The sequence below is a fragment of the Yoonia sp. F2084L genome, assembly GCF_023015625.1.
In the GTDB taxonomy this organism is placed as follows: domain Bacteria; phylum Pseudomonadota; class Alphaproteobacteria; order Rhodobacterales; family Rhodobacteraceae; genus Yoonia.
The window spans coordinates 34,180-53,148 of sequence record NZ_JALKAH010000008.1; the positions used below are offsets into that span (position 1 = coordinate 34,180).

Below are 18,969 nucleotides of genomic sequence, written 5' to 3' on the forward strand. Positions count from 1 at the left end.
GTTAACGCATTTCGGCGAATGAAAAGCCGACAGAGCCACGAGCGTGGCCTGCGCGAGCGTCACGTCGGTAGCGTAGCGTATCGACCTGTGTGTCATTGATAAGTGGGCGAAATCTGATCCCGATCCTGTCGCCCGATGTCCAGCAGACAATCGCTTCAACCTGATGGCCAAGAACATTGAATTGTATCTTATGACCACGCTGCAGGTTTTGCGGCCCGCGGATGCGTGCGCCCGTGTTGTTCACGTCAATTACTTTGCACTTTTGAGGTCCTGCAGGTGTGTGCAGGTCGATCGGAAACTCCGTTTGATAGCGATGTGGGCGGTACTGCATGGCGGGACCAACTCCTTTGTGAATTGACCCATTTTTATCCCCCCATTGCTAACAATTCGTTACGACGGTTTTTTGAAAAGCAGATTTTGCGCAGCGCTGTCCTTGCGAAAATCCGCGCGCTTTTCGGCGGCCAGCGCGCGCCCCGCTTGTACGCCCGGTCTTGCCCCCATCGCGTCAAGCCATCGCGCCATATGAGGTTTATCCTCAAGCGTTTGCTGCTGCCCCTCCCAAAGCGACGCCCATCCCCAGATCGACATATCGGCAATCGAATAGAAATCACCTGCCACAAATGCGTTCTGGGCTAGCTGCCGGTCCAGCACACCATAAAGCCTTGCTGTTTCATTCCGATACCGATCTTTCGCGTAGGGCAAGTCATTGGGTGGGTCCATAGCGGGGGCATATTTGAGGAAATGATGCGCTTGCCCGGCCATCGGCCCAAGCCCGCCCATCTGCCACATCAACCATTGATCCACGCTGATCCGGTCGCGCTCGGTTTGTCCGTAAAACAGTCCTGTCTTCCGGGCCAGATATTGCAGGATCGCACCGGACTCAAAAATCGAAATCGGTGCGCCATCCGGGCCGTCATGATCCGTAATGGCTGGCATCCGATTGTTAGGCGCGATTTTCAGGAATTCAGGTGCGAACTGATCGCCGGCGCCGATGTCAATCAGGTGCAGGGTGTAGGGCAGGCCCATTTCTTCTAGCGCAATTGAGATTTTCCAGCCGTTCGGCGTGGGCCAAAAATAAAGATCAATGGGTTGGGTCATACGGTGTCCTCACTTGCCTGACCCACCATCGCATTTTGCAGGCCGAGGACAAGTGTCGGCTGCTTGACGGACGGCTGGTCCGGGCGTATGGCTGTCGTTGTGGCGATTTGTTACCGGATTGCGGGCCACGTTAAACATGCCGCTAAAGAGGATTGCAGGTGTTCATACCTCGATACCTTTTCCCGGTGTCGGGGTTTTTTTATTGCGCGGCACGCGCGAGGACGGACAATGAAAACGTGGAAAAAACGCACCAAGGCGGTGCATGAAGGTATCCGGCGTAGCCAGTACAACGAAGTCAGTGAAGCGATCTTTCTGACCCAGGGTTTTGTCTATGACACCGCCGAAGATGCCGAAGCCCGGTTCATCAAGGCGGGCGATGATGAGTTCATCTATGCGCGCTACGGCAACCCCACGGTCGCGATGTTCGAAGACCGCATTGCCGCGCTGGAAGGGGCCGAGGATGGCTTTGCCACGGCCTCTGGTATGGCAGCGGTTAATGGGGCGCTGACGTCTATGTTGCGTTCGGGCGATCACGTGGTATCGGCGCGGGCACTCTTTGGGTCGTGTCTGTATATTCTGGAAGAAATCCTGACCCGCTATGGCGTCGAGGTGACCTTGGTTGATGGCACCGATCTGGTTGCGTGGAAGAATGCGATCCGACCTGATACCAAGGCTGTCTTTTTTGAAAGTATCTCAAACCCGACTCTGGAAGTGATTGATATCACTGCTGTCTCAAAGCTGGCGCATGCGGTGGACGCTACGGTTATCGTGGATAACGTCTTTGCAACACCGGTCTTTTCGGATGCCATCGCGCAAGGTGCTGACGTGGTGGTTTATTCCGCCACCAAACATATCGACGGGCAAGGCCGTGCGCTGGGCGGCGTGATCCTGGGCACCAAAGAATTCATCCGCGGCACGGTTGAGCCCTATATGAAACACACGGGCGGTTCGATGTCACCTTTCACTGCCTGGATGATGCTCAAGGGGTTAGAGACGATTGATCTGCGGGTGCGTGCGCAAACTGCAACTGCGCAGTTTCTGGCAGAGCATTTGGCAGCTGATGGTGCGTTAACCCAAGTGATTTATCCGGGGTTGGACACCCATCCACAGCATGCATTGACACAAGCGCAAATGGGGGCAGGTGGTACGGTTCTGGCCATTGATGCTGGGTCACAAGAGCGCGCGTTCAAGCTGTTGAATGCGCTCGATATCTGGACGATTTCCAACAACCTGGGGGATGCGAAATCAATCGGCACACATCCCGCCACAACAACCCATCAGCGGTTGTCGGATGAGACGAAAGCGATGCTGGGGATCACGCCGGGTCTGATCCGGTTGAGTGTAGGGCTGGAAGATCCTGATGATCTGCTGAATGATCTGCGTGGCGCAATAGCAGCCGCCTGATCCGGCTTTCCATGCTGCGACTGACCGGCGCGACGCAGATTGACCCGCTAGGTCAAAACCTTTGATGTCGGCCTTTTTTGGCTGATCTGACACGGTGACGCGCGCCTTAAAAAGTGGTTAAGTTATGCAGGTTTACCCTGATGGAAGACGGTTTCTATGACTGATCCACGCGCGGAATTACGACGTATCTATAAAGAAATCATTGGAAATTCCGATGAGCGGCCCCATCTTGGGGTGTCTAACGCACCGATAGGGGGCAACGACATGAATATCCACTCACCTGATATGGATCGTGAACCAACGCGGGCCGAGGCAGAGGCCGCGCTGGCATTGCTGCGTCGCTGGGCCATTGATGTCACCGCCGAAGAAGTCGCAACGCTTGATCCGCTCGTGTCGCGCCTGATCCCCGGCCAAGAGCTGTCCAACTACCCTGCCTTGGCGCGGGCCTATCCAGAGGATTTCGAGGTTGATGACGCCTACAAAGCGTCCATGCCTGACCTACAGAATGGCCCCTCCAGCCTGATCCGGGGTGCGCAGCAGCAAATTCAGCACGTGGGGATTTCCAATTTCCGCCTGCCAATCCGCTTTCATACCCGTGACAACGGCGACCTGACGCTTGAAACATCCGTCACCGGGACCGTTTCGCTGGAGGCCGAAAAGAAGGGCATCAACATGTCCCGCATTATGCGGACATTCTACAAACATGCCGAAGAGACGTTCAGCTTTGAAGTGATCGAACGCGCGCTGGATGCCTATAAGACCGATCTGGACAGTTTTGATGCACGTATTCAGATGCGCTTCAGCTTTCCGATGAAGGTTGAAAGCTTGCGGTCGGGTCTGTCTGGATATCAATACTATGATATCGCTTTGGAGCTGGTGGAAAGTGCCGGCATCCGCAAAAAGATCGTGCATCTGGATTATGTCTATTCATCGACTTGCCCATGTTCACTGGAACTATCCGAGCATGCCCGGCAGTTTCGCGGCCAGCTTGCGACGCCACATTCGCAACGTTCTGTTGCGCGGATTTCCGTGTTGTTGGAAGAGGGTGCAGATGTGCTCTGGTTCGAAGACCTGATCGACCGGGCGCGTGCCGCCGTGCCGACCGAAACTCAGGTGATGGTCAAGCGCGAGGATGAGCAGGCGTTCGCGGAACTGAACGCTGCCAACCCGATCTTTGTCGAGGATGCAGCCCGGCTGTTTACCGAGCAATTACAGTTGGATGCGCGCATTTCGGACTTCCGTGTGATCGCAAGCCATCAAGAAAGCCTGCACAGCCATGATGCGGTTTCGGTACTGACGGAAGGCGAAACATTCGCCGCCGAAAGCATGGACCCGCGCCTGTTCCAATCGCTGTTCCACACGGGTTAAGCGTTGCCGGTCGCCGCAATGGTGACCGGCAACTCACCGATCCCTTCGATGACCACTCCGACCTCCATACCGGCCTTGATGGGCCGCGCGCCGACGGATGTGCCACAGGCGATCACATCGCCCGGTTCAAGCGTCATATCTGCGGATAATTGACTGACGATTTCAGCAGGGGTCATGATCATGTCGGATGCGGGGTAGGATTGCCGTTCGCGGTCGTTTACCATCACTTTCACCGTCAACTCACGCCAATCGACATCGGTTTGGATCACAGGGCCAATGACCCCAAAGCCATCAAACCCCTTGGACCGTGTCCATTGTGGAAAAGAGAGGTCTTCGAATAGAATATCCAATGCGGTGATATCATTGACGCAGGTGTAGCCGAGGATTGCCTTTTCGGCATCTGCGGCGCTGACGTTGCTGCATGTCCGACCAATGACAATCCCCAATTCGCCCTCATAGACCACCCGACCAATATCCGCAGGCAGATTGACCGTCGCACCCGGGCCGGCAAGAGATGACAGCGGTTTGAGAAAGAACAGCGGATGTTCGGGGATACTTTGCCCATTGCGCTCGGCGGCGGCGTGAAAGTTGTTCCAAAGCCCGATGAACTTGCCCGGCACGCACGGGGGAAGAAATGTTGCGCCCGCAAGGGCGACGGGGTCCCCCGCAGCGGTGTCCGAGCCGAGTGATATGCGCGGGTGCAACATATCATCTTTGATGACACCGGTGATGACATCACCGCCCGCGGTCTCAATACGCGCCCATTCCATCGTTTGTCTCCTGCCTTGACGGATTAATCACAGACAGGATGCAACTCTAAGTGTTCTATCGCAAGGAGTTAGGCGAGGGTGGTTATCTTTACGGCGCTCGCATAGCAGCCCAGCACCATATCCCAACCGGTCAGGTAGCTTGTGCTGACTGCGTCGGCGGTATCGCCAAGGATGTCAAAGCCGCCGTGGGTCAGGTCGCACCGGGTGCCGTCCTCGGTTTGGGTAAACGTGACCGTGACAACGGTCGCCTCAGAGGCTGGACGCCCGGGGTGCCAGGTGAAGGACAAAAACACGCCGGGATCATAGGCGATCAGGGTCCCCCAGACATCGACCTCGCCATTCTCGCCAGTTTCGATGATGTCGCCGCCTTTGTGATCCGGGAACGCGATCTTAGCCTTTTCGCCAAACACGGAAAACGTCTTGGTCGGCCACCATGTATCCATGTTTGCGGTGAAAAGCGTGAAAGCCTCATCTGGACTAAGCGGAACCACAAGACTCTTCTTGATTGGATCATGCATTGTCTTTCTCCCTCGCTTTTTCGGTGGCGGCTTGGGCAAAGGCAGCAAGTGCATCGTCCCAAAGGGTATCAAGGTAACGGCGCAGTTCGTCGACGCCCTCGGGTGCGATGGCATAAAGCCTGCGATTGCCTTGCGGTGTTACTTTCAAAAGGCCCGCATCCGAAAGCACACGCAGGTGTTGGCTGACGGCAGGCCGGCTGATCGTCATGCCAGCAGCAATGGCACCGACTGGCAGCGCACCGGCGCGCAGACGGTCAATGATCACGCGGCGTGTCGGATCGGCGAGGGCAGTGATTGCATCTTGGTAGGGCATGACTTACCGTAAGTCATCACTTACGATTCGTCAAACCTTTCGTGCGCCCTTGAAGCCCCTGACCCCGAACACTAAGACTCTGTCAGGATATTTGAACTAGGACGGTCACGTCCAAACATGAGGCAGTAAATATGCAAGACCCCACCGAGACTTATATGAACCTTGTTCCAATGGTGGTCGAACAGACCGCACGGGGTGAGCGCGCCTACGATATTTTCTCACGTCTGCTGAAAGAGCGGATCATTTTTGTGAACGGTCCGGTGCATGACGGCATGAGCCAGTTGATCGTGGCCCAGTTGCTGCATCTGGAATCCGAGAACCCCAAGAAAGAAATCAGCATGTACATCAACAGCCCCGGTGGCGTGGTGACATCTGGTTTGTCGATCTACGACACGATGCAATACATCCGTCCCAAGGTCAGCACGCTTGTGATCGGGCAGGCGGCTTCAATGGGATCACTGCTTTTGACGGCCGGTTCCGAAGGCATGCGTTTCTCGCTGCCCAACAGCCGTGTCATGGTACACCAGCCGTCAGGCGGTTATCAGGGTCAGGCGACCGATATCATGATCCACGCAGCCGAGACGCAGAAGCTGAAGACGCGTTTGAACGAAATCTACGTCAAGCACACCGGCAATACGCTGAAAAAGGTGGAAGCGGCATTGGAGCGAGACAATTTCATGTCGCCGGAAGAGGCGAAAGAATGGGGTCTGATCGACGAAATCGTCGAGAACCGGACCAAAGCAGAAGACTAAGCAACGACGCAACGTTGCCTGGATCAAACGCGGCTTTGGCCGCGTTTGTCTTTTTTCTGACCCAATGTGGTTTTAAGCCGTCGGGCGACTGCGTTATTGGGTTGTTAACGACGATGTGCGCAAGGTCATTTTGACATTGTGGACCTCGGCGGGCTGTCCTAGTGTTGTGGCTAAAGCAGTCCGATTTAAGTTTGAACGGCCAGAGGGCCAAGAGGTTTGAGATGGCGAATACGAGCGGCACCGACAGCAAAAACACGCTATACTGCAGCTTTTGCGGCAAAAGCCAGCACGAGGTGCGCAAGCTGATCGCCGGACCCACCGTCTTTATCTGTGACGAATGTGTCGAACTTTGCATGGATATCATCCGTGAAGAGACCAAGACTGCCGGGCTGAAAGCAGGCGATGGTGTGCCAACCCCGTCTGAAATCTGTGGCGTTCTGGATGACTATGTCATTGGGCAGATTCATGCCAAACGCGTGCTGTCCGTGGCCGTGCATAACCATTACAAACGCCTAAACCATGCTGATAAGTCTGATATCGAGCTGGCGAAATCCAATATCATGCTGATCGGCCCCACCGGCTGCGGTAAGACCCTGCTGGCGCAAACCTTGGCGCGTATTCTGGATGTTCCATTTACAATGGCCGATGCGACGACACTGACCGAAGCAGGTTATGTTGGTGAAGACGTTGAAAACATCATCCTCAAGCTGTTGCAGGCGTCCGAATACAACGTGGAACGCGCGCAGCGCGGCATTGTCTACATCGACGAGGTCGATAAGATCACCCGCAAGTCTGACAACCCTTCGATCACCCGCGATGTGTCGGGCGAAGGTGTGCAGCAGGCGCTGCTGAAGATCATGGAAGGCACCGTGGCCTCTGTGCCGCCACAAGGTGGGCGCAAGCATCCGCAGCAGGAATTCCTGCAAGTAGACACAACGAACATCCTGTTTATCTGCGGTGGTGCATTTGCGGGTCTTGATAAGATTATCGCACAACGTGGCAAAGGTTCAGCGATGGGCTTTGGTGCCGATGTGCGCGAAGACGATGACCGCGGCATCGGTGAAATCTTTACAGACCTGGAACCTGAGGATCTGTTGAAGTTCGGTCTTATCCCTGAATTTGTGGGCCGTTTGCCTGTGATCGCCACATTGACTGATCTGGACGAAGACGCGCTGATCACGATCCTGACGCAGCCAAAGAACGCTTTGGTCAAGCAGTATCAGCGTCTGTTCGATCTTGAGAACACAAAGCTGAGCTTTACCGAAGATGCGCTGAGCGCCATTGCAAAACGTGCGATTGAGCGGAAAACCGGTGCTCGTGGCCTGCGGTCGATCATGGAAGATATCCTGTTGGATACCATGTTTGATCTGCCGGGTATGGATACGGTCACCGAGGTCGTGGTGAATGAAGAGGCAGTGACATCGGATGTCGCGCCATTGATGATCCACGACGATGGCAAGAAGAAAGAGCCTGCAACAGCGAGCTAGTCACTTGTCCGTCCGTCACATCAGCACCGGATCACCCTTTGAGGAACAGATCGGTTACAGCCGTGCGGTCGTCGCAGACGGCTGGGTATTTGTAGCCGGCACGACGGGCTATGACTATGAAAGCATGGTCATGCCGGAAAGTGTTGAAGCACAATGCATCAACGCGCTGGCGACAATATCAAAGGCGTTGGAGATTGCGGGCAGCGGGCTCGATCATGTGGTGCGGGTCAACTACATTGTTCCAAACACAGCCGAATGGCCGGATTGCTGGCCCATTACATCCAAGGCTTTCGCAAAGGCGAAGCCGGCGGCAACGATGATTTCTGCGCAGCTACAGAACCCAGAAATGAAGATTGAAATCGAGGTGACTGCGCGGGTCCCCGCCTGAACCTACTGGACCTTTTGCGGCTATTGGTGCATGGATAGCCGACGCAATCGGAGACGCGACATGGGCCTTGGTCACAACATTAAACGCATCTTTACATGGTGGGATGGCCAGTCGTTTGGCACGCAGCTGTGGACCAGCCGCAATGGCACCAAGGTAGGCGAAGATTCTGAAGGCAATGTGTTTTACCGCAATAGTGACGATAGCCGCCGCTGGGTGATTTATAACGGTGAAAACGAAGCGTCTCGTGTCGCGCCAGAATGGCACGGTTGGTTGCACCGCACATGGGATCAGCCACCAACTGAGCTGGCGTTGGCCCGTAAGGACTGGGAAAAACCGCATCAGGAGAACTTGACCGGAACGGTGGCTGCTTATGCGCCCGCTGGTTCTATCCGACGCGGCGCCCCGGCTGAACGGTCCGACTATGAGGCGTGGACACCGGAGTAGGAGCAAGCAATGCGATCGCTCACTGTACCACTCATTGCCAGTATCCTACTGACGGTGGCACCGCTTGCCGCGCAGGAGATTGTCACGACACCCATCGAAGATGTGCCGCTGGACGAATTGATCGGGCAGTTGACGACGACACCCAACGAACCGCAAGGCGATGACTATCTGTCCACCTCATCAGAGGCTGTTGTGCAGGACGTCGCAACCGCAACGGCCGGAGAATTACGTATCCTTGATAAGCTGACGGGTCAGGTAACGGATTTGTCGCTGGAAAACGGGCAGACCGCGCGCCTGGGCTTTCTGGAGGTCAAGTTGAATGAGTGCCGCTATCCTATCGACAACCCGTCAGGTGATGCATTTGCGCAGATCGTTGTGCGTGACACTGATGGCACCTTGTTTTCAGGCTGGATGCTTGCCTCTGCCCCGGCGCTGAATGCGATGGATCACCCGCGCTATGACGTCTGGGCGTTGCGCTGTATCACATCCTGAGCGGGCGGGATCGCACCCGGCGCGTCAAAGGATGCGTCCTTGTTCAATGCCTCTGCCAACATGGCCCTATACTGCGCGCGCGGGATTTCGACCGCACCAAGGCTTTCCAGATGCGGTGTGATGAACTGCGTATCAAAGAGCTGAAAGCCCCCCAGCCGTAACCTGTCGACCAGATAGGCGAGCGCAACTTTTGACGCATCGGTCGCCCGACTGAACATGCTTTCGCCAAAGAAGGCAGCGCCAATGGTCACACCGTAAACGCCGCCCACAAGGCGGGTATCTTCCCAAACCTCGATCGAATGGGCAAAACCGGCTTGGTGAAGCGTGCAATACAGCCCGAAAATTGTATCGTTGATCCAGGTCTCGTCCCGGTCCGCGCAGCCGCGCACGACGTCTTCAAACGCGTGATCATAGGTGATCGTGAACCTGCCTCTGCGCAGTGTTCGCGCCAGACTGCGCGATATGCGAAAGCCATCCAACGGGAACACGCCTCGCAGGCGCGGGTCGACCCAAAACACTTCCGGGTCGTCGCGTCCTTCTGACATCGGAAACACCCCCGCCTGATAGGCCTGCAAGAGCAGGTCCGCTGTCAGGGTGGGGCCGCTGTCCTTCACCGCCTCAGGTCAGGTTTTCTTCAAGCCAATGTTCAAGCCAGTGGATGTTATACTCACCGGTTTGAACGGCTTGTTCGGCCAAAAGCGCATGGAACAGCGGGATCGTTGTGTCGACACCATCAACGATCAGCTCACCCAAAGCCCGTTCCAGTCGCGCGAGCGCTTCGGGTCGATCCCGTCCATGAACGATCAGTTTGCCGATCAAACTGTCGTAGTAAGGCGGGATGCGATAGCCATCATAAAGGGCCGAGTCCATGCGAACACCCAGACCGCCGGGCGCATGATATTGCGTGATGGTGCCTGGGCAGGGTGCAAAGTTTGGCAGTTTTTCGGCGTTGATCCGCACCTCGATGGCGTGGCCGTTGATCTTCAGATCGTCCTGCCCGAATGACATCGGCATGCCGGATGCAACGCGCAACTGTTCGCGCACCAGATCAACACCAAAGATGGCTTCTGTGACAGGGTGTTCGACTTGCAGGCGCGTGTTCATTTCGATGAAATAGAATTCATCATTTTCGAACAGGAACTCAATCGTGCCTGCGCCGATATAGTTGATTTTCGCAACCGCATCTGCGCAAACCTTGCCGATCCGGTCGCGCAGTTCGGGCGTGATGCAGGGGCCGGGGGCCTCTTCAAAGACTTTTTGATGCCTGCGTTGAAGCGAGCAGTCACGCTCGCCCAAATGCACCGCGTTGCCTTTACCGTCGCCAAAAACCTGAATTTCGATGTGGCGCGGTGTGGTCAGGTACTTCTCAATGTAGACTTCATCATTGCCAAAGGCCGCTTTGCCTTCGGCGCGGGCTGAATGAAAAGCCTGCTCCATGTCGGCGGCCGTTTGCGCCACTTTCATCCCACGGCCACCACCGCCAGCCGTTGCCTTGATGATCACGGGATAGCCGACTTCGTCGCCGATCCGCTTGGCATCTTCCAACGTCGGTACACCGCCGGCTGAACCGGGCACGCAAGGCACGCCGAGGTCTTTCATCGTGTCCTTGGCAGTGATTTTGTCGCCCATGACGCGGATATGTTCAGCCGTTGGGCCGATAAAGGTCAGATCGTGATCTTCGACCGCCTGCACAAAGGCAGCATTTTCGGACAAGAACCCGTAGCCGGGGTGGATTGCCTGCGCGCCCGTGATTTCACAAGCTGAGATGATCGCAGGGAACGACAGGTAACTTTGGGTCGAGGAAGGAGGGCCGATGCAAATCGCCTCATCCGCCATGCGCACATGCATCGCGTCAGCGTCAGCGGTTGAGTGGACAGCCACCGATTTCACGCCCATTTCGCGACATGCGCGCACGACCCGAAGGGCGATTTCGCCGCGGTTCGCGATAAGAATTTTATCGAACATGGGTCCGCCCTTATTCGATGATCACAAGGGGCGCGCCGAATTCGACAGGGCCACCATCTTCGACCAAGATCCGCTTGATTGTGCCCGCGCGAGGTGCGGGGATGTGGTTCATCGTCTTCATTGCTTCGATGATCAGTATCGTGTCGCCTTCAGCGACGGTTGCACCAACAGTCGCAAAAGGTGCAGCACCTGGTTCAGCGGCCATATAAACGGTGCCCACCATCGGCGAGGTCACAGCACCGGGGTGGTTGGCAGGATCTGTGGTGTCTGACGCGGGTGCTGCCGCAGGCATTGCTGGTGCGCTGGGTGCGGCGGCCGGGGCCGCTGCTGCAGGAGCACTTGCTTGCACAATCGTTTGCGTCTGACGGCTGACACGCACGTTCAGGCTGTCATTTTCACCATAGTCCCGCTTGACTTGCAGTTCTGTCAAATCATTGTCGCGCAGCAGTTCGGCCAAAGCCGCAATAAAACTGACGTCGCTATCGTGAGAGGTTTTGTTGCCCATGTTTTCCTCGGCCGTTGCCCATATTATTGGCGCTGTCGCGACGTTACGTCACAAAGCATCACGACGCTTATAGGGCAAGCCTGCGAAGGTGGAAAGCGCAGGGCGTGGGAAAAAGATCAGATGGTGCTTTGTGCTGTTTCGTCCGGCACCGTCGCCGAAGGATCAGACGCAACTGCTGCGGGTTCCACGGTCGGCGCTTCTCCGTTTTCATAAGGCAGCATTGGCACGCCGTAAGGCCGCAAGGTGCGGTCAGGCGGCGCAATTTCTGATGGGTTTTCGGGAAATTCTGTTCCCGACAATCGCGCGGTAACAACCTGTGCGACGAACGGTTTGTTCGCTGGAAGTGTCGCGCTGCCGTCCGCGCTTTCAACCTCTTGCACCTTGCTGGTCATTGCGCGGGGTAAAACTGGCGTCATGGATGGTGCTGAGGCAGCGGTTGAGGGAAGATTGAGCGTTGTTTCCATTGCAGGGGCTCCGAAAAACTGTGACCTGATGACCGCAGAATCGCCGCTTCGGGTTACCAAGTGTTTAATCGCAGGCTGCGATTTCTCTGGGATTTTAGATTAACGGTCCTCTGAGATCAGATCGCAAGGTATTGCGCGCGCAGTTTCTCATTCTCCAGCACCTCTTTCGCGGAGCCGTCAAACACAACCTTGCCGATGTCGAGGATCACTGCGCGGTCCGCCAGTTTCAGCGCGGCAACCGCGTTTTGTTCGACAATCACGGTCGTGATGCCCTGATCGCGGATCACACCAAGCGTTTTGGCGATTTCCTGCACGATGACCGGCGCAAGACCCTCGTAAGGTTCGTCAAGCAGCAGCACTTTGATGTCACGTGCCAATGCGCGTGCGATGGACAGCATCTGTTGTTCGCCGCCTGATAAGGTGACGCCATCTTGCTTGCGACGCTCCTTGAGGCGGGGGAACAGGTCATAGATGCGGTCCAGTGACCAGCCTTTCGGCGGCGCGATTTGGGCCAATTGCAGGTTTTCCTCGACCGTCAGGCCGGGGATGATGCGCCGGTCCTCTGGTACCAACGAAATGCCATTGGCAGCGGCCTCGTGGCTTTTCATCTCGTGCAGTGGTTTGTGGTCCAGCCAAATCTCACCGTGTGTCAGTGCAGGGTCATCCAGACGGGCGATCGTGCGCAGCGTAGATGTTTTACCAGCACCATTCCGACCCAACAGGGCCAGAATCTCGCCTTCGTGAATGTTGAAGCTGACGTTTTGAACGATGTAGCTTTCGCCGTAATACGCCTCAATTTCCCATACGCTGAGGTAGGCAGGGTGGGTGGCCGCGTTGTTGGCGTGTTTGTTGAATGGTGCGTTCATTTTTCTGTCTCCTGCCAAATCATTTTTCTGGAAAAATGACGAGCTTTCTGAATTTCTAGAAATTCAGAGTGGTTAAACCTGCGCTTCGCCAAGGTAGGCTTCGCGGACCTTTGGGTGCCCTTTGATGTTGTCGGGTGTATCTTCAACCAAGGGCGTGCCTTGCGCCAGCACAGTGATCCGTTCAGCCAATGAGAAGACAACGTTCATGTCATGCTCGATGATGGCCATCGTGATCCCGCGCTTTTCCCGAATATCCTTCAAAAGGTTGATCGTGTTTTCGGTGTCTGCGCGTGCCATGCCTGCCGTTGGTTCATCAAGCAACAACAGCTTGGGATCCTGTACCAGACACATCGCCATTTCTAGGCGGCGTTTGTCACCGCGTGACAGGCTAGAGGCGAGCATATCTTTCTTTTCCAGCATGTTCACGTCGTCAAGGATCGCGTCTGCCTGCGCTTGAATGCCTTTTTCGGCAAAAATGCTTTCAATCGCATGCATCCGAAACGCGCCATCGCGTTTGGCAAAGCAGGGGATCATGACGTTTTCAAACACGCTCAAATCGCTGAAAATCTCGGGCGTTTGGAACACCCGGCTGATCCCCATCTGGTTGATCTCATGCGGTTTGCGCCCCAGCACGGACTGTCCGTCAAAGCTGACCGATCCGCTGTCAGGGATAAGTTTGCCCACCAGTACGTTCAGCAAGGTGGACTTGCCCGCGCCGTTGGGGCCGATAATGGCGTGCAGCGACCCTTCTGCAACACTCAGGTTCACGTCACCCAATGCTTGCAGGCCGCCGAACCGCTTATTGATGCCTTTTACTTCTAACAAACCCATCTGTCTGTCTCCTTATTCGGCCGGTTCAGTGGCGTTTGGCTTGGCGTCTTCTGGCTTGCTACGCTTGAAGAGTGCTGCGATTTTCTGACCACCTTGGACAAGACCACCGGGCAGGAAGATCACGACCAGCATGAACACGATACCCAGTGTCAGGTGCCAGCCTTTCCCGATGAACGGATAGATCATGGCAACCACGAAATTCTCAAGACCATCGGGCAGGAAAGCAAACCAGCCGTGCAGGATAGTCTCGTTGATCTTTGAGAAGATATTTTCGAAGTACTTGATCATACCTGCACCAAGAACAGGACCGATCAGCGTACCGGCACCACCAAGGATCGTCATCAGGACAACCTCACCTGATGCAGTCCACTGCATCCGCTCTGCCCCGGCCAGCGGATCCATTGAGGCCATCAGACCGCCAGCAAGACCAGCATACATGCCCGAGATTACAAAGGCCGCCAGCGTGTAGGGTTTTGCGTTCAGGCCGGTATAGCTCATCCGTGTCTGGTTGGATTTGATCGCCCGCAGCATCATCCCGAAAGGTGAGCGGAAGATGCGGATCGACATGTAGAATGCCAAGATCATAAACAGGGCCGCAAGGTAGTAGCCTGTGTTGAAGGTGAACAGCCACGCGCCGACTTCCCACTCAAAGCTTGATCGCATCTCAAGCCCGAAAAGGGCCGGAACGGGGATGTTTCCGGTCGCTGTCTGCGAGACACCAAAGATGCGCGGATCATCGAGGGCCAGTTGCAGCCCCGTCTCACCGCCGGTGATCGGTGTCAAAACCGAATAGGCCAAAGCAAACGACATTTGCGCAAAAGCCAGCGTCAGGATCGAGAAATAGATGCCCGACCGCCGCAACGAGATGTATCCGATGAGAAGCGAGAACAAGCCCGCAATGACAACGCTAATGGCAATCGCTGGAAGCACGTTCATGCTGAGCAGTTTGAACATCCACACCGCACCGTAAGATCCTGCCCCCAGGAAGGCTGCGTGCCCAAATGACAGGTAGCCCGTCAAACCGAACAGGATGTTGAACCCAATGGCGAAGATGCCAAAGATCACGAAACGCTGCATCAGATCGGGATAGCCCGCATTGAACTGCGCCATCTCTGAGCCTTCAGGGAAGGGGTTCAGAAGGAAGGGTGCCAGCATGGTCAGACCGATCACGATCAGCAGTAGCCGGAAGTCTTTTTTCTCTAATCCGAGCATGGCTTATTCCTCCATCACGCCTTTGCGGCCCATCAGGCCACGCGGACGCGTCAACAAAATGATGATTGCGACAAGGTAGATGATGATCTGGTTGATGCCGGGCAAAATGTCGATGACTGCCGACATGGACGCAAAGCTTTCCAGAATACCCAGCAGGAACCCTGCGGCGACAGCACCGGGTAATGAACCCATCCCGCCAACAACAACCACAACAAAGCTGAGTACAAGGAAATCCATTCCCATGTGGTAATTGGGTGAGTTGATGGGCGCATACATCACGCCCGCCAAGCCCGCGACGGCCGCCGCGATGCCGAACATGATCGTGAACCGCTTGTCGATGTCGATGCCAAGGATGCCAACCGTTTCCCGATCAGCCATACCGGCCCGCACGACCATGCCAAAGGTCGTGAATTGCAGGAAAGCAAAGACTGCACCAATGATGAAGATCGAGAAGAAGAAGTACACAAGCCGCCAGTAGGGATAGATGATCGCATTGGGGTCAAACCCAAAGGCGACGCCGAAATCAAAGCTGCCAACAAAGGCCTCTGGTGCGGGTGTTGGAATGGGGTTCGCGCCATAGAAATACTTGACGATCTCTTGGATCACGATGGCGAGGCCAAAGGTCACAAGGATCTGGTCCGCATGGGGACGCTTGTAGAAGTGCTTGATCAACCCACGCTCCATGATGAAGCCGATGGCGACCATAATCGGGATCGCAATGATGATTGAGATTGGAACAGCCCAGTCGATGATCGCATCGCCCGCCGTCTGACCGAACCAGTCATACAGGTAGGGGACATCGACCTGCAAAGGATTGCCAAGGAAATCGGTCCGCGTTTCATCAACGACTTTATGGCTGAGCGTCAGAATGTTGCTTACGGTGACGGCAACGAAGGCACCCAGCATGAACAAAGCACCATGGGCGAAGTTCACCACGCCCAGCGTACCAAAGATAAGTGTCAGACCCAGCGCGATCAGCGCATATGCGGAGCCCTTATCAAGCCCGTTGAGAATCTGAAGAATGAACTGGTCCATGTGGTGACCTCTGATCAGTTGTAGGAATGCGCGTTAGGTGCTCAAAATCACGCAACAGCCAAAAACTGGTGTCGCATGACCCTTTGAATAGGGTTCAGGTCACCCGATTTGGGTGACCTGATATTTTAGAAAGCTTACGCGCCCGGGTTACATGTACCCAAAGCACCACCTGCAAACTGCGGGTGATCGGCTGGGTATGTGACCTGTGCGGCAGGCGTGACTTCAACGATTTCAAGAAGGTCGAACTCGTTGTCTGGGTTTTCTTTACCCTTCACAACCAGCACGTCCTTGAAGCACTGGTGGTCTTCGCCACGGTAGAGTGTTGGACCGTTGCCCAGACCGTCGAACTCAAAGTCTTCGAGCGCTTCGACGACCGCGCAAGGGTTGAACGAACCGGCGCGTGTGACCGCATCTGCATAAAGCAGTGTCTGCACGTAGCATGTGTGCGCAGCCTGTGACGGCGGGAAGCCGTACTTGGTGCCGAACGAACGCACAAAGGCTTGCGAACCCGCGTCTTGCAGCGACCAGTGCCAGTTTGTTGAACCGAAGATGCCTTTCACGTTGGCACCCGCACCTTTCGCCATCAGGCGAGAGTACAGTGGAACAACGATTTCAAAGTTCTGACCGTTGGCTTGTGCTTCACGCAGACCAAACTGAACCGCGTTGGTCAGCGAGTTCACCATGTTACCGCCGTAGTGGTTCAGAACCAGAACGTCAGCACCAGAGTTCAGAACAGGCGCGATATAGGACGAGAAGTCCGTCTGTGTCAGCGGTGTCAGCACCGTGTTCACAGTTTCCCAACCCATGGCTTCCGTGGATGACTGCACAGCTTCCTGTGTGGTGTAACCCCAGTTGTAGTCTGCGGTAAGGTGATAGGCTTTCCGGTTGTTGCCGTAAGCGGCTTCAAGCACGGGCGCCAGAGCCGCACCAGACATGTAAGAGTTAAAGAAGTGACGGAAGCCATTGGCCCGCTTGTCTTTACCCGTTGTGTCGTTGGAGTGGGTCAGACCGGCCATGAAGATGATGCCCGCCTCTTGGCAGAGCGCTTGCACAGCAACGGCCACACCAGAGGATGATCCACCAGTGATCATAACCGCGCCGTCTTTTTCGATCATGGAACGTGCAGAAGCGCGCGCCGCATCAGATTTTGTCTGCGTATCACCAGTGACATACTTCACTTCGCGACCCAGAATACCCGTGCCGTCGAGTGCTTGTGATGAAAACGTTGGCATCATGCCGCCGTCGCCGCCACCGTTCAGGTGCTCAACCGCCAGCTCATATGCGCGCAGCTCGTCCGCGCCTTCGTCTGCGTAAGGACCGGTCTGTGGGACATTGAAGCCAAGGATGACTTCGCTGTCGCCGGGCGCGTTGGTGAAACCGGCATGTGCGTCAGCGCGCAGATACTGCGGCAAAGCGAGGCCAGCACTGGCAACCATACCAGTCTTAAGCACGCCACGACGCGAGAAATTCGATTTGGACATTATTATCCTCCCTAGAAGTTAACACTAACTACGCCTCCTCGCGCAATCAGTTGGCACTTTACAGCACTGTGTCACTGTCATTGACGAAACGTTGTTTCACCAACAACCCATTGGACGCACTGGACTAATTTGTAAATTCATGAACAAATAGTTTTGAATTGTAGTAAATCGGTTTTCTTGCAACTGCAGAAAGCCACTGAAATGAATAGAGGAATTCATGGCACCCACCCAAAGACTGGCAGGGTCGCGCATTCGCGAAAAGCGTCTGGACCGGGGGTTAAGACAAGCTAAAGTTGCGGAAAAGGTAGGAATTTCACCTTCTTACCTCAACTTGATTGAGCACAATCGGCGCAGAATCGGTGGTAAACTACTGGCAGACCTCGCGCGCGTGCTGAATGTGGACATGTCATTGCTTGCGGACGGGGTCGATGCCGAGACGTTGGATCAGATACGCAGTGCTGCTGCGACACTTGGCGATACGGTAGAGGTTGATCGCGCCGAAGAACTTGCTGCGCGCTATCCCGGTTGGGGTGCGCTGATCGCGGCTCAGGCCCGCAGGATTGCCGCGCTTGAAGAGAAAAGCCAGATGTTGACGGATCGACTGGCCTATGACCCGCTTTTGGCCGGATCGCTGCACGAGGTCATCTCGGCCGTGAGTGCGATCCGGTCGTCCGCATCCATTCTGGTTGGTCCCGAAGACCTTGATCGTGACTGGCAACGCCGGTTTCACGAAAACATTCACAATGACAGCGTGCGTTTGGCCGCGAGCAGCGAGGCGCTGATCACGTATCTTGAAGCGCCAGAGGCCGTTCTGGAGCAATCCGGGTCACCTTTTGAGCAGGTCGAAGACTACTTGGCTACAACCGGTTTTCACCTTGCCGCTTTGGAAGAGGGTGCAAACCCCGATGACGTTCTGCAAGACGCGGATTTGGGCGATGCGGCTGCAACAGTATTGCGCGCGGTGCTTAAGCGATACGTATCCGATGCGGCTTCTTTGCCGTTGGCCGCTTTTCAGAAGGCGTGCAAGGACAACGCCTATGACCCCGCTGCCATCGCACGTGTATTTGATGTACCATTTTCAACAGTGCTGCGCCGCATGGCGCAACTGCCGCCCGGCAAAGGTCATCCACCGATAGGGCTGGTTGTCGGTGATGCGGCAGGGGCGTTGACTTTCATCAAATCTGTACCCGGATTTTCCATACCACGGAAGGGCGGGGCTTGCCCGTTATGGCCGATTTTCGGTGCGTTGAGCAGACCGTCGCAACCTTTGTGCCAGCACGTGGAAATGCCAGCTCCCAATGCCACTCGGTTTTTGTGCTACGCCATTGCAGAACCGATGGGCGCTTTGGCGTTTGATGCGCCACCGGCTTTGCAGACGATCATGCTTGTCATGCCCGACCCGCCCGAAACTGCGCACGCGCCGCATCCTGTTGGTATGTCCTGCCGTATTTGCCCACGCCAGAACTGCACCAGCCGTCGTGAGCCAGCGTTGCTGGGGATTGGCCCTGCATCTGTGCTTTGACACGCGTGCGGATTACCGTGATAGTTAGAACCAATGGGGAGGCGTCTTCGGAGG

General features: G+C 55.7%; 22 protein-coding genes and 1 riboswitch. Of the genes, 8 read left to right on the plus strand and 14 right to left on the minus strand.

Annotated elements, in window-relative coordinates; genetic code table 11:
* Nucleotide 1: 1 nt before the first annotated feature.
* Entirely contained in the window at nucleotides 2–331 is a 330-nt protein-coding gene (locus MWU60_RS18575; RefSeq protein WP_247228921.1) for a PilZ domain-containing protein, read from the minus strand.
* 59 nt (nucleotides 332–390) lie between these two features.
* Nucleotides 391–1,098, minus strand: coding sequence for a glutathione S-transferase N-terminal domain-containing protein (locus MWU60_RS18580; RefSeq protein WP_247228922.1), 708 nt, complete (start codon nucleotides 1,096–1,098; stop codon nucleotides 391–393).
* Nucleotides 1,099–1,187: 89 nt separating this feature from the next.
* A riboswitch (SAM riboswitch) is annotated at nucleotides 1,188–1,265 on the plus strand.
* A 61-nt stretch (nucleotides 1,266–1,326) separates the two neighbouring features.
* On the opposite strand from MWU60_RS18580, the gene metZ reads away from it, so the two are divergent.
* Together metZ and folE2 are read left to right on the plus strand one after the other, a co-directional pair.
* Nucleotides 1,327–2,502, plus strand: coding sequence for an O-succinylhomoserine sulfhydrylase (gene metZ, locus MWU60_RS18585; RefSeq protein ID WP_247228923.1), 1,176 nt, complete (start codon nucleotides 1,327–1,329; stop codon nucleotides 2,500–2,502).
* A gap of 264 nt (nucleotides 2,503–2,766) precedes the next feature.
* Nucleotides 2,767–3,870 (plus strand): GTP cyclohydrolase FolE2, encoded by a 1,104-nt coding sequence (gene folE2 / locus MWU60_RS18590; RefSeq protein ID WP_247228970.1) that lies wholly within the window; start codon nucleotides 2,767–2,769, stop codon nucleotides 3,868–3,870.
* On the opposite strand, the gene MWU60_RS18595 is transcribed toward folE2, so the two are convergent.
* The 3 genes from MWU60_RS18595 to MWU60_RS18605 all read right to left on the minus strand — a co-directional run bounded on the left by MWU60_RS18595 (nucleotide 3,867) and on the right by MWU60_RS18605 (nucleotide 5,471).
* Complete coding sequence (locus MWU60_RS18595; RefSeq protein WP_247228924.1) at nucleotides 3,867–4,640, minus strand: fumarylacetoacetate hydrolase family protein; 774 nt, start codon at nucleotides 4,638–4,640, stop codon at nucleotides 3,867–3,869. The two genes, folE2 and MWU60_RS18595, sit on opposite strands and share 4 nt — an antisense overlap.
* Nucleotides 4,641–4,708: 68 nt before the next feature.
* Nucleotides 4,709–5,158, minus strand: coding sequence for an SRPBCC family protein (locus tag MWU60_RS18600; protein WP_247228925.1), 450 nt, complete (start codon nucleotides 5,156–5,158; stop codon nucleotides 4,709–4,711).
* On the minus strand, nucleotides 5,151–5,471 hold the full coding sequence (locus MWU60_RS18605) for a metalloregulator ArsR/SmtB family transcription factor (protein ID WP_247228927.1): 321 nt from the start codon (nucleotides 5,469–5,471) through the stop codon (nucleotides 5,151–5,153). The genes MWU60_RS18600 and MWU60_RS18605 overlap by 8 nt, the downstream gene beginning before the upstream one ends.
* Nucleotides 5,472–5,602: 131 nt before the next feature.
* On the opposite strand from MWU60_RS18605, the gene MWU60_RS18610 reads away from it, so the two are divergent.
* The 5 genes from MWU60_RS18610 (at nucleotide 5,603) to MWU60_RS18630 (ending at nucleotide 9,034) form a co-directional block, all read left to right on the plus strand.
* Nucleotides 5,603–6,223: an ATP-dependent Clp protease proteolytic subunit gene (locus MWU60_RS18610; protein ID WP_247228928.1), complete on the plus strand. Its 621-nt coding sequence runs from the start codon at nucleotides 5,603–5,605 to the stop codon at nucleotides 6,221–6,223.
* 221 nt (nucleotides 6,224–6,444) lie between these two features.
* Nucleotides 6,445–7,710: an ATP-dependent Clp protease ATP-binding subunit ClpX gene (clpX, locus tag MWU60_RS18615; protein WP_247228930.1), complete on the plus strand. Its 1,266-nt coding sequence runs from the start codon at nucleotides 6,445–6,447 to the stop codon at nucleotides 7,708–7,710.
* 4 nt (nucleotides 7,711–7,714) lie between these two features.
* Nucleotides 7,715–8,098 carry a RidA family protein gene (locus MWU60_RS18620; RefSeq protein ID WP_247228931.1) on the plus strand — a complete coding sequence of 128 codons (384 nt, stop codon included), beginning with the start codon at nucleotides 7,715–7,717 and terminating at the stop codon, nucleotides 8,096–8,098.
* A gap of 60 nt (nucleotides 8,099–8,158) precedes the next feature.
* Nucleotides 8,159–8,542, plus strand: a complete 384-nt coding sequence (locus MWU60_RS18625) for an NADH:ubiquinone oxidoreductase subunit NDUFA12 (protein ID WP_247228971.1) — start codon at nucleotides 8,159–8,161, stop codon at nucleotides 8,540–8,542.
* Nucleotides 8,543–8,551: 9 nt separating this feature from the next.
* Nucleotides 8,552–9,034: a DUF2155 domain-containing protein gene (locus tag MWU60_RS18630; protein WP_348644709.1), complete on the plus strand. Its 483-nt coding sequence runs from the start codon at nucleotides 8,552–8,554 to the stop codon at nucleotides 9,032–9,034.
* On the opposite strand, the gene aat is transcribed toward MWU60_RS18630, so the two are convergent.
* The 9 genes from aat to MWU60_RS18675 form a co-directional block, all read right to left on the minus strand.
* Nucleotides 8,998–9,648 (minus strand): leucyl/phenylalanyl-tRNA--protein transferase, encoded by a 651-nt coding sequence (aat, locus tag MWU60_RS18635; protein WP_247228933.1) that lies wholly within the window; start codon nucleotides 9,646–9,648, stop codon nucleotides 8,998–9,000. The two genes, MWU60_RS18630 and aat, sit on opposite strands and share 37 nt — an antisense overlap.
* Nucleotides 9,649–9,652: 4 nt before the next feature.
* Entirely contained in the window at nucleotides 9,653–10,999 is a 1,347-nt protein-coding gene (accC, locus tag MWU60_RS18640) for an acetyl-CoA carboxylase biotin carboxylase subunit (RefSeq protein WP_247228934.1), read from the minus strand.
* 10 nt (nucleotides 11,000–11,009) lie between these two features.
* Nucleotides 11,010–11,504, minus strand: a complete 495-nt coding sequence (accB, locus tag MWU60_RS18645) for an acetyl-CoA carboxylase biotin carboxyl carrier protein (RefSeq protein ID WP_247228935.1) — start codon at nucleotides 11,502–11,504, stop codon at nucleotides 11,010–11,012.
* Nucleotides 11,505–11,620: 116 nt separating this feature from the next.
* Nucleotides 11,621–11,968: a hypothetical protein gene (locus tag MWU60_RS18650; protein ID WP_247228936.1), complete on the minus strand. Its 348-nt coding sequence runs from the start codon at nucleotides 11,966–11,968 to the stop codon at nucleotides 11,621–11,623.
* A 116-nt stretch (nucleotides 11,969–12,084) separates the two neighbouring features.
* Nucleotides 12,085–12,834 (minus strand): ABC transporter ATP-binding protein, encoded by a 750-nt coding sequence (locus MWU60_RS18655; protein WP_247228937.1) that lies wholly within the window; start codon nucleotides 12,832–12,834, stop codon nucleotides 12,085–12,087.
* Nucleotides 12,835–12,906: 72 nt separating this feature from the next.
* On the minus strand, nucleotides 12,907–13,665 hold the full coding sequence (locus MWU60_RS18660) for an ABC transporter ATP-binding protein (RefSeq protein ID WP_247228938.1): 759 nt from the start codon (nucleotides 13,663–13,665) through the stop codon (nucleotides 12,907–12,909).
* Nucleotides 13,666–13,677: 12 nt separating this feature from the next.
* Nucleotides 13,678–14,877: a branched-chain amino acid ABC transporter permease gene (locus tag MWU60_RS18665; protein WP_247228940.1), complete on the minus strand. Its 1,200-nt coding sequence runs from the start codon at nucleotides 14,875–14,877 to the stop codon at nucleotides 13,678–13,680.
* Between the two features lie 3 nt (nucleotides 14,878–14,880).
* A complete protein-coding gene (locus tag MWU60_RS18670; RefSeq protein WP_247228941.1) occupies nucleotides 14,881–15,912 on the minus strand; it encodes a branched-chain amino acid ABC transporter permease in 1,032 nt (343 codons plus the stop codon).
* A 134-nt stretch (nucleotides 15,913–16,046) separates the two neighbouring features.
* The gene (locus tag MWU60_RS18675) at nucleotides 16,047–17,393 is read right to left on the minus strand and encodes a substrate-binding protein (RefSeq protein WP_247228942.1); all 1,347 of its coding nucleotides are present in this window, start codon (nucleotides 17,391–17,393) and stop codon (nucleotides 16,047–16,049) included.
* A gap of 217 nt (nucleotides 17,394–17,610) precedes the next feature.
* Here MWU60_RS18675 and MWU60_RS18680 point away from each other — a divergent pair, with 217 nt between their 5' ends.
* Nucleotides 17,611–18,915: an XRE family transcriptional regulator gene (locus tag MWU60_RS18680; RefSeq protein WP_247228943.1), complete on the plus strand. Its 1,305-nt coding sequence runs from the start codon at nucleotides 17,611–17,613 to the stop codon at nucleotides 18,913–18,915.
* The last annotated feature ends 54 nt before the right edge of the window (nucleotides 18,916–18,969 follow it).

Coding starts and splice junctions, on each gene's coding strand:
- MWU60_RS18600 (WP_247228925.1), bottom strand. CDS start 5,158: ATGCATGATCCAATCAAGAAGAGTCTTGTGGTTCCGCTTAGTCCAGAT.
- MWU60_RS18605 (WP_247228927.1), bottom strand. CDS start 5,471: ATGCCCTACCAAGATGCAATCACTGCCCTCGCCGATCCGACACGCCGC.
- clpX (WP_247228930.1), top strand. CDS start 6,445: ATGGCGAATACGAGCGGCACCGACAGCAAAAACACGCTATACTGCAGC.
- folE2 (WP_247228970.1), top strand. CDS start 2,767: ATGAATATCCACTCACCTGATATGGATCGTGAACCAACGCGGGCCGAG.
- metZ (WP_247228923.1), top strand. CDS start 1,327: ATGAAAACGTGGAAAAAACGCACCAAGGCGGTGCATGAAGGTATCCGG.
- MWU60_RS18630 (WP_348644709.1), top strand. CDS start 8,552: ATGCGATCGCTCACTGTACCACTCATTGCCAGTATCCTACTGACGGTG.
- MWU60_RS18610 (WP_247228928.1), top strand. CDS start 5,603: ATGCAAGACCCCACCGAGACTTATATGAACCTTGTTCCAATGGTGGTC.
- MWU60_RS18625 (WP_247228971.1), top strand. CDS start 8,159: ATGGGCCTTGGTCACAACATTAAACGCATCTTTACATGGTGGGATGGC.
- MWU60_RS18575 (WP_247228921.1), bottom strand. CDS start 331: ATGCAGTACCGCCCACATCGCTATCAAACGGAGTTTCCGATCGACCTG.
- MWU60_RS18670 (WP_247228941.1), bottom strand. CDS start 15,912: ATGGACCAGTTCATTCTTCAGATTCTCAACGGGCTTGATAAGGGCTCC.
- MWU60_RS18595 (WP_247228924.1), bottom strand. CDS start 4,640: ATGGAATGGGCGCGTATTGAGACCGCGGGCGGTGATGTCATCACCGGT.
- MWU60_RS18650 (WP_247228936.1), bottom strand. CDS start 11,968: ATGGAAACAACGCTCAATCTTCCCTCAACCGCTGCCTCAGCACCATCC.
- MWU60_RS18660 (WP_247228938.1), bottom strand. CDS start 13,665: ATGGGTTTGTTAGAAGTAAAAGGCATCAATAAGCGGTTCGGCGGCCTG.
- MWU60_RS18655 (WP_247228937.1), bottom strand. CDS start 12,834: ATGAACGCACCATTCAACAAACACGCCAACAACGCGGCCACCCACCCT.
- accB (WP_247228935.1), bottom strand. CDS start 11,504: ATGGGCAACAAAACCTCTCACGATAGCGACGTCAGTTTTATTGCGGCT.
- MWU60_RS18665 (WP_247228940.1), bottom strand. CDS start 14,877: ATGCTCGGATTAGAGAAAAAAGACTTCCGGCTACTGCTGATCGTGATC.
- MWU60_RS18680 (WP_247228943.1), top strand. CDS start 17,611: ATGGCACCCACCCAAAGACTGGCAGGGTCGCGCATTCGCGAAAAGCGT.
- MWU60_RS18580 (WP_247228922.1), bottom strand. CDS start 1,098: ATGACCCAACCCATTGATCTTTATTTTTGGCCCACGCCGAACGGCTGG.
- accC (WP_247228934.1), bottom strand. CDS start 10,999: ATGTTCGATAAAATTCTTATCGCGAACCGCGGCGAAATCGCCCTTCGG.
- MWU60_RS18675 (WP_247228942.1), bottom strand. CDS start 17,393: ATGTCCAAATCGAATTTCTCGCGTCGTGGCGTGCTTAAGACTGGTATG.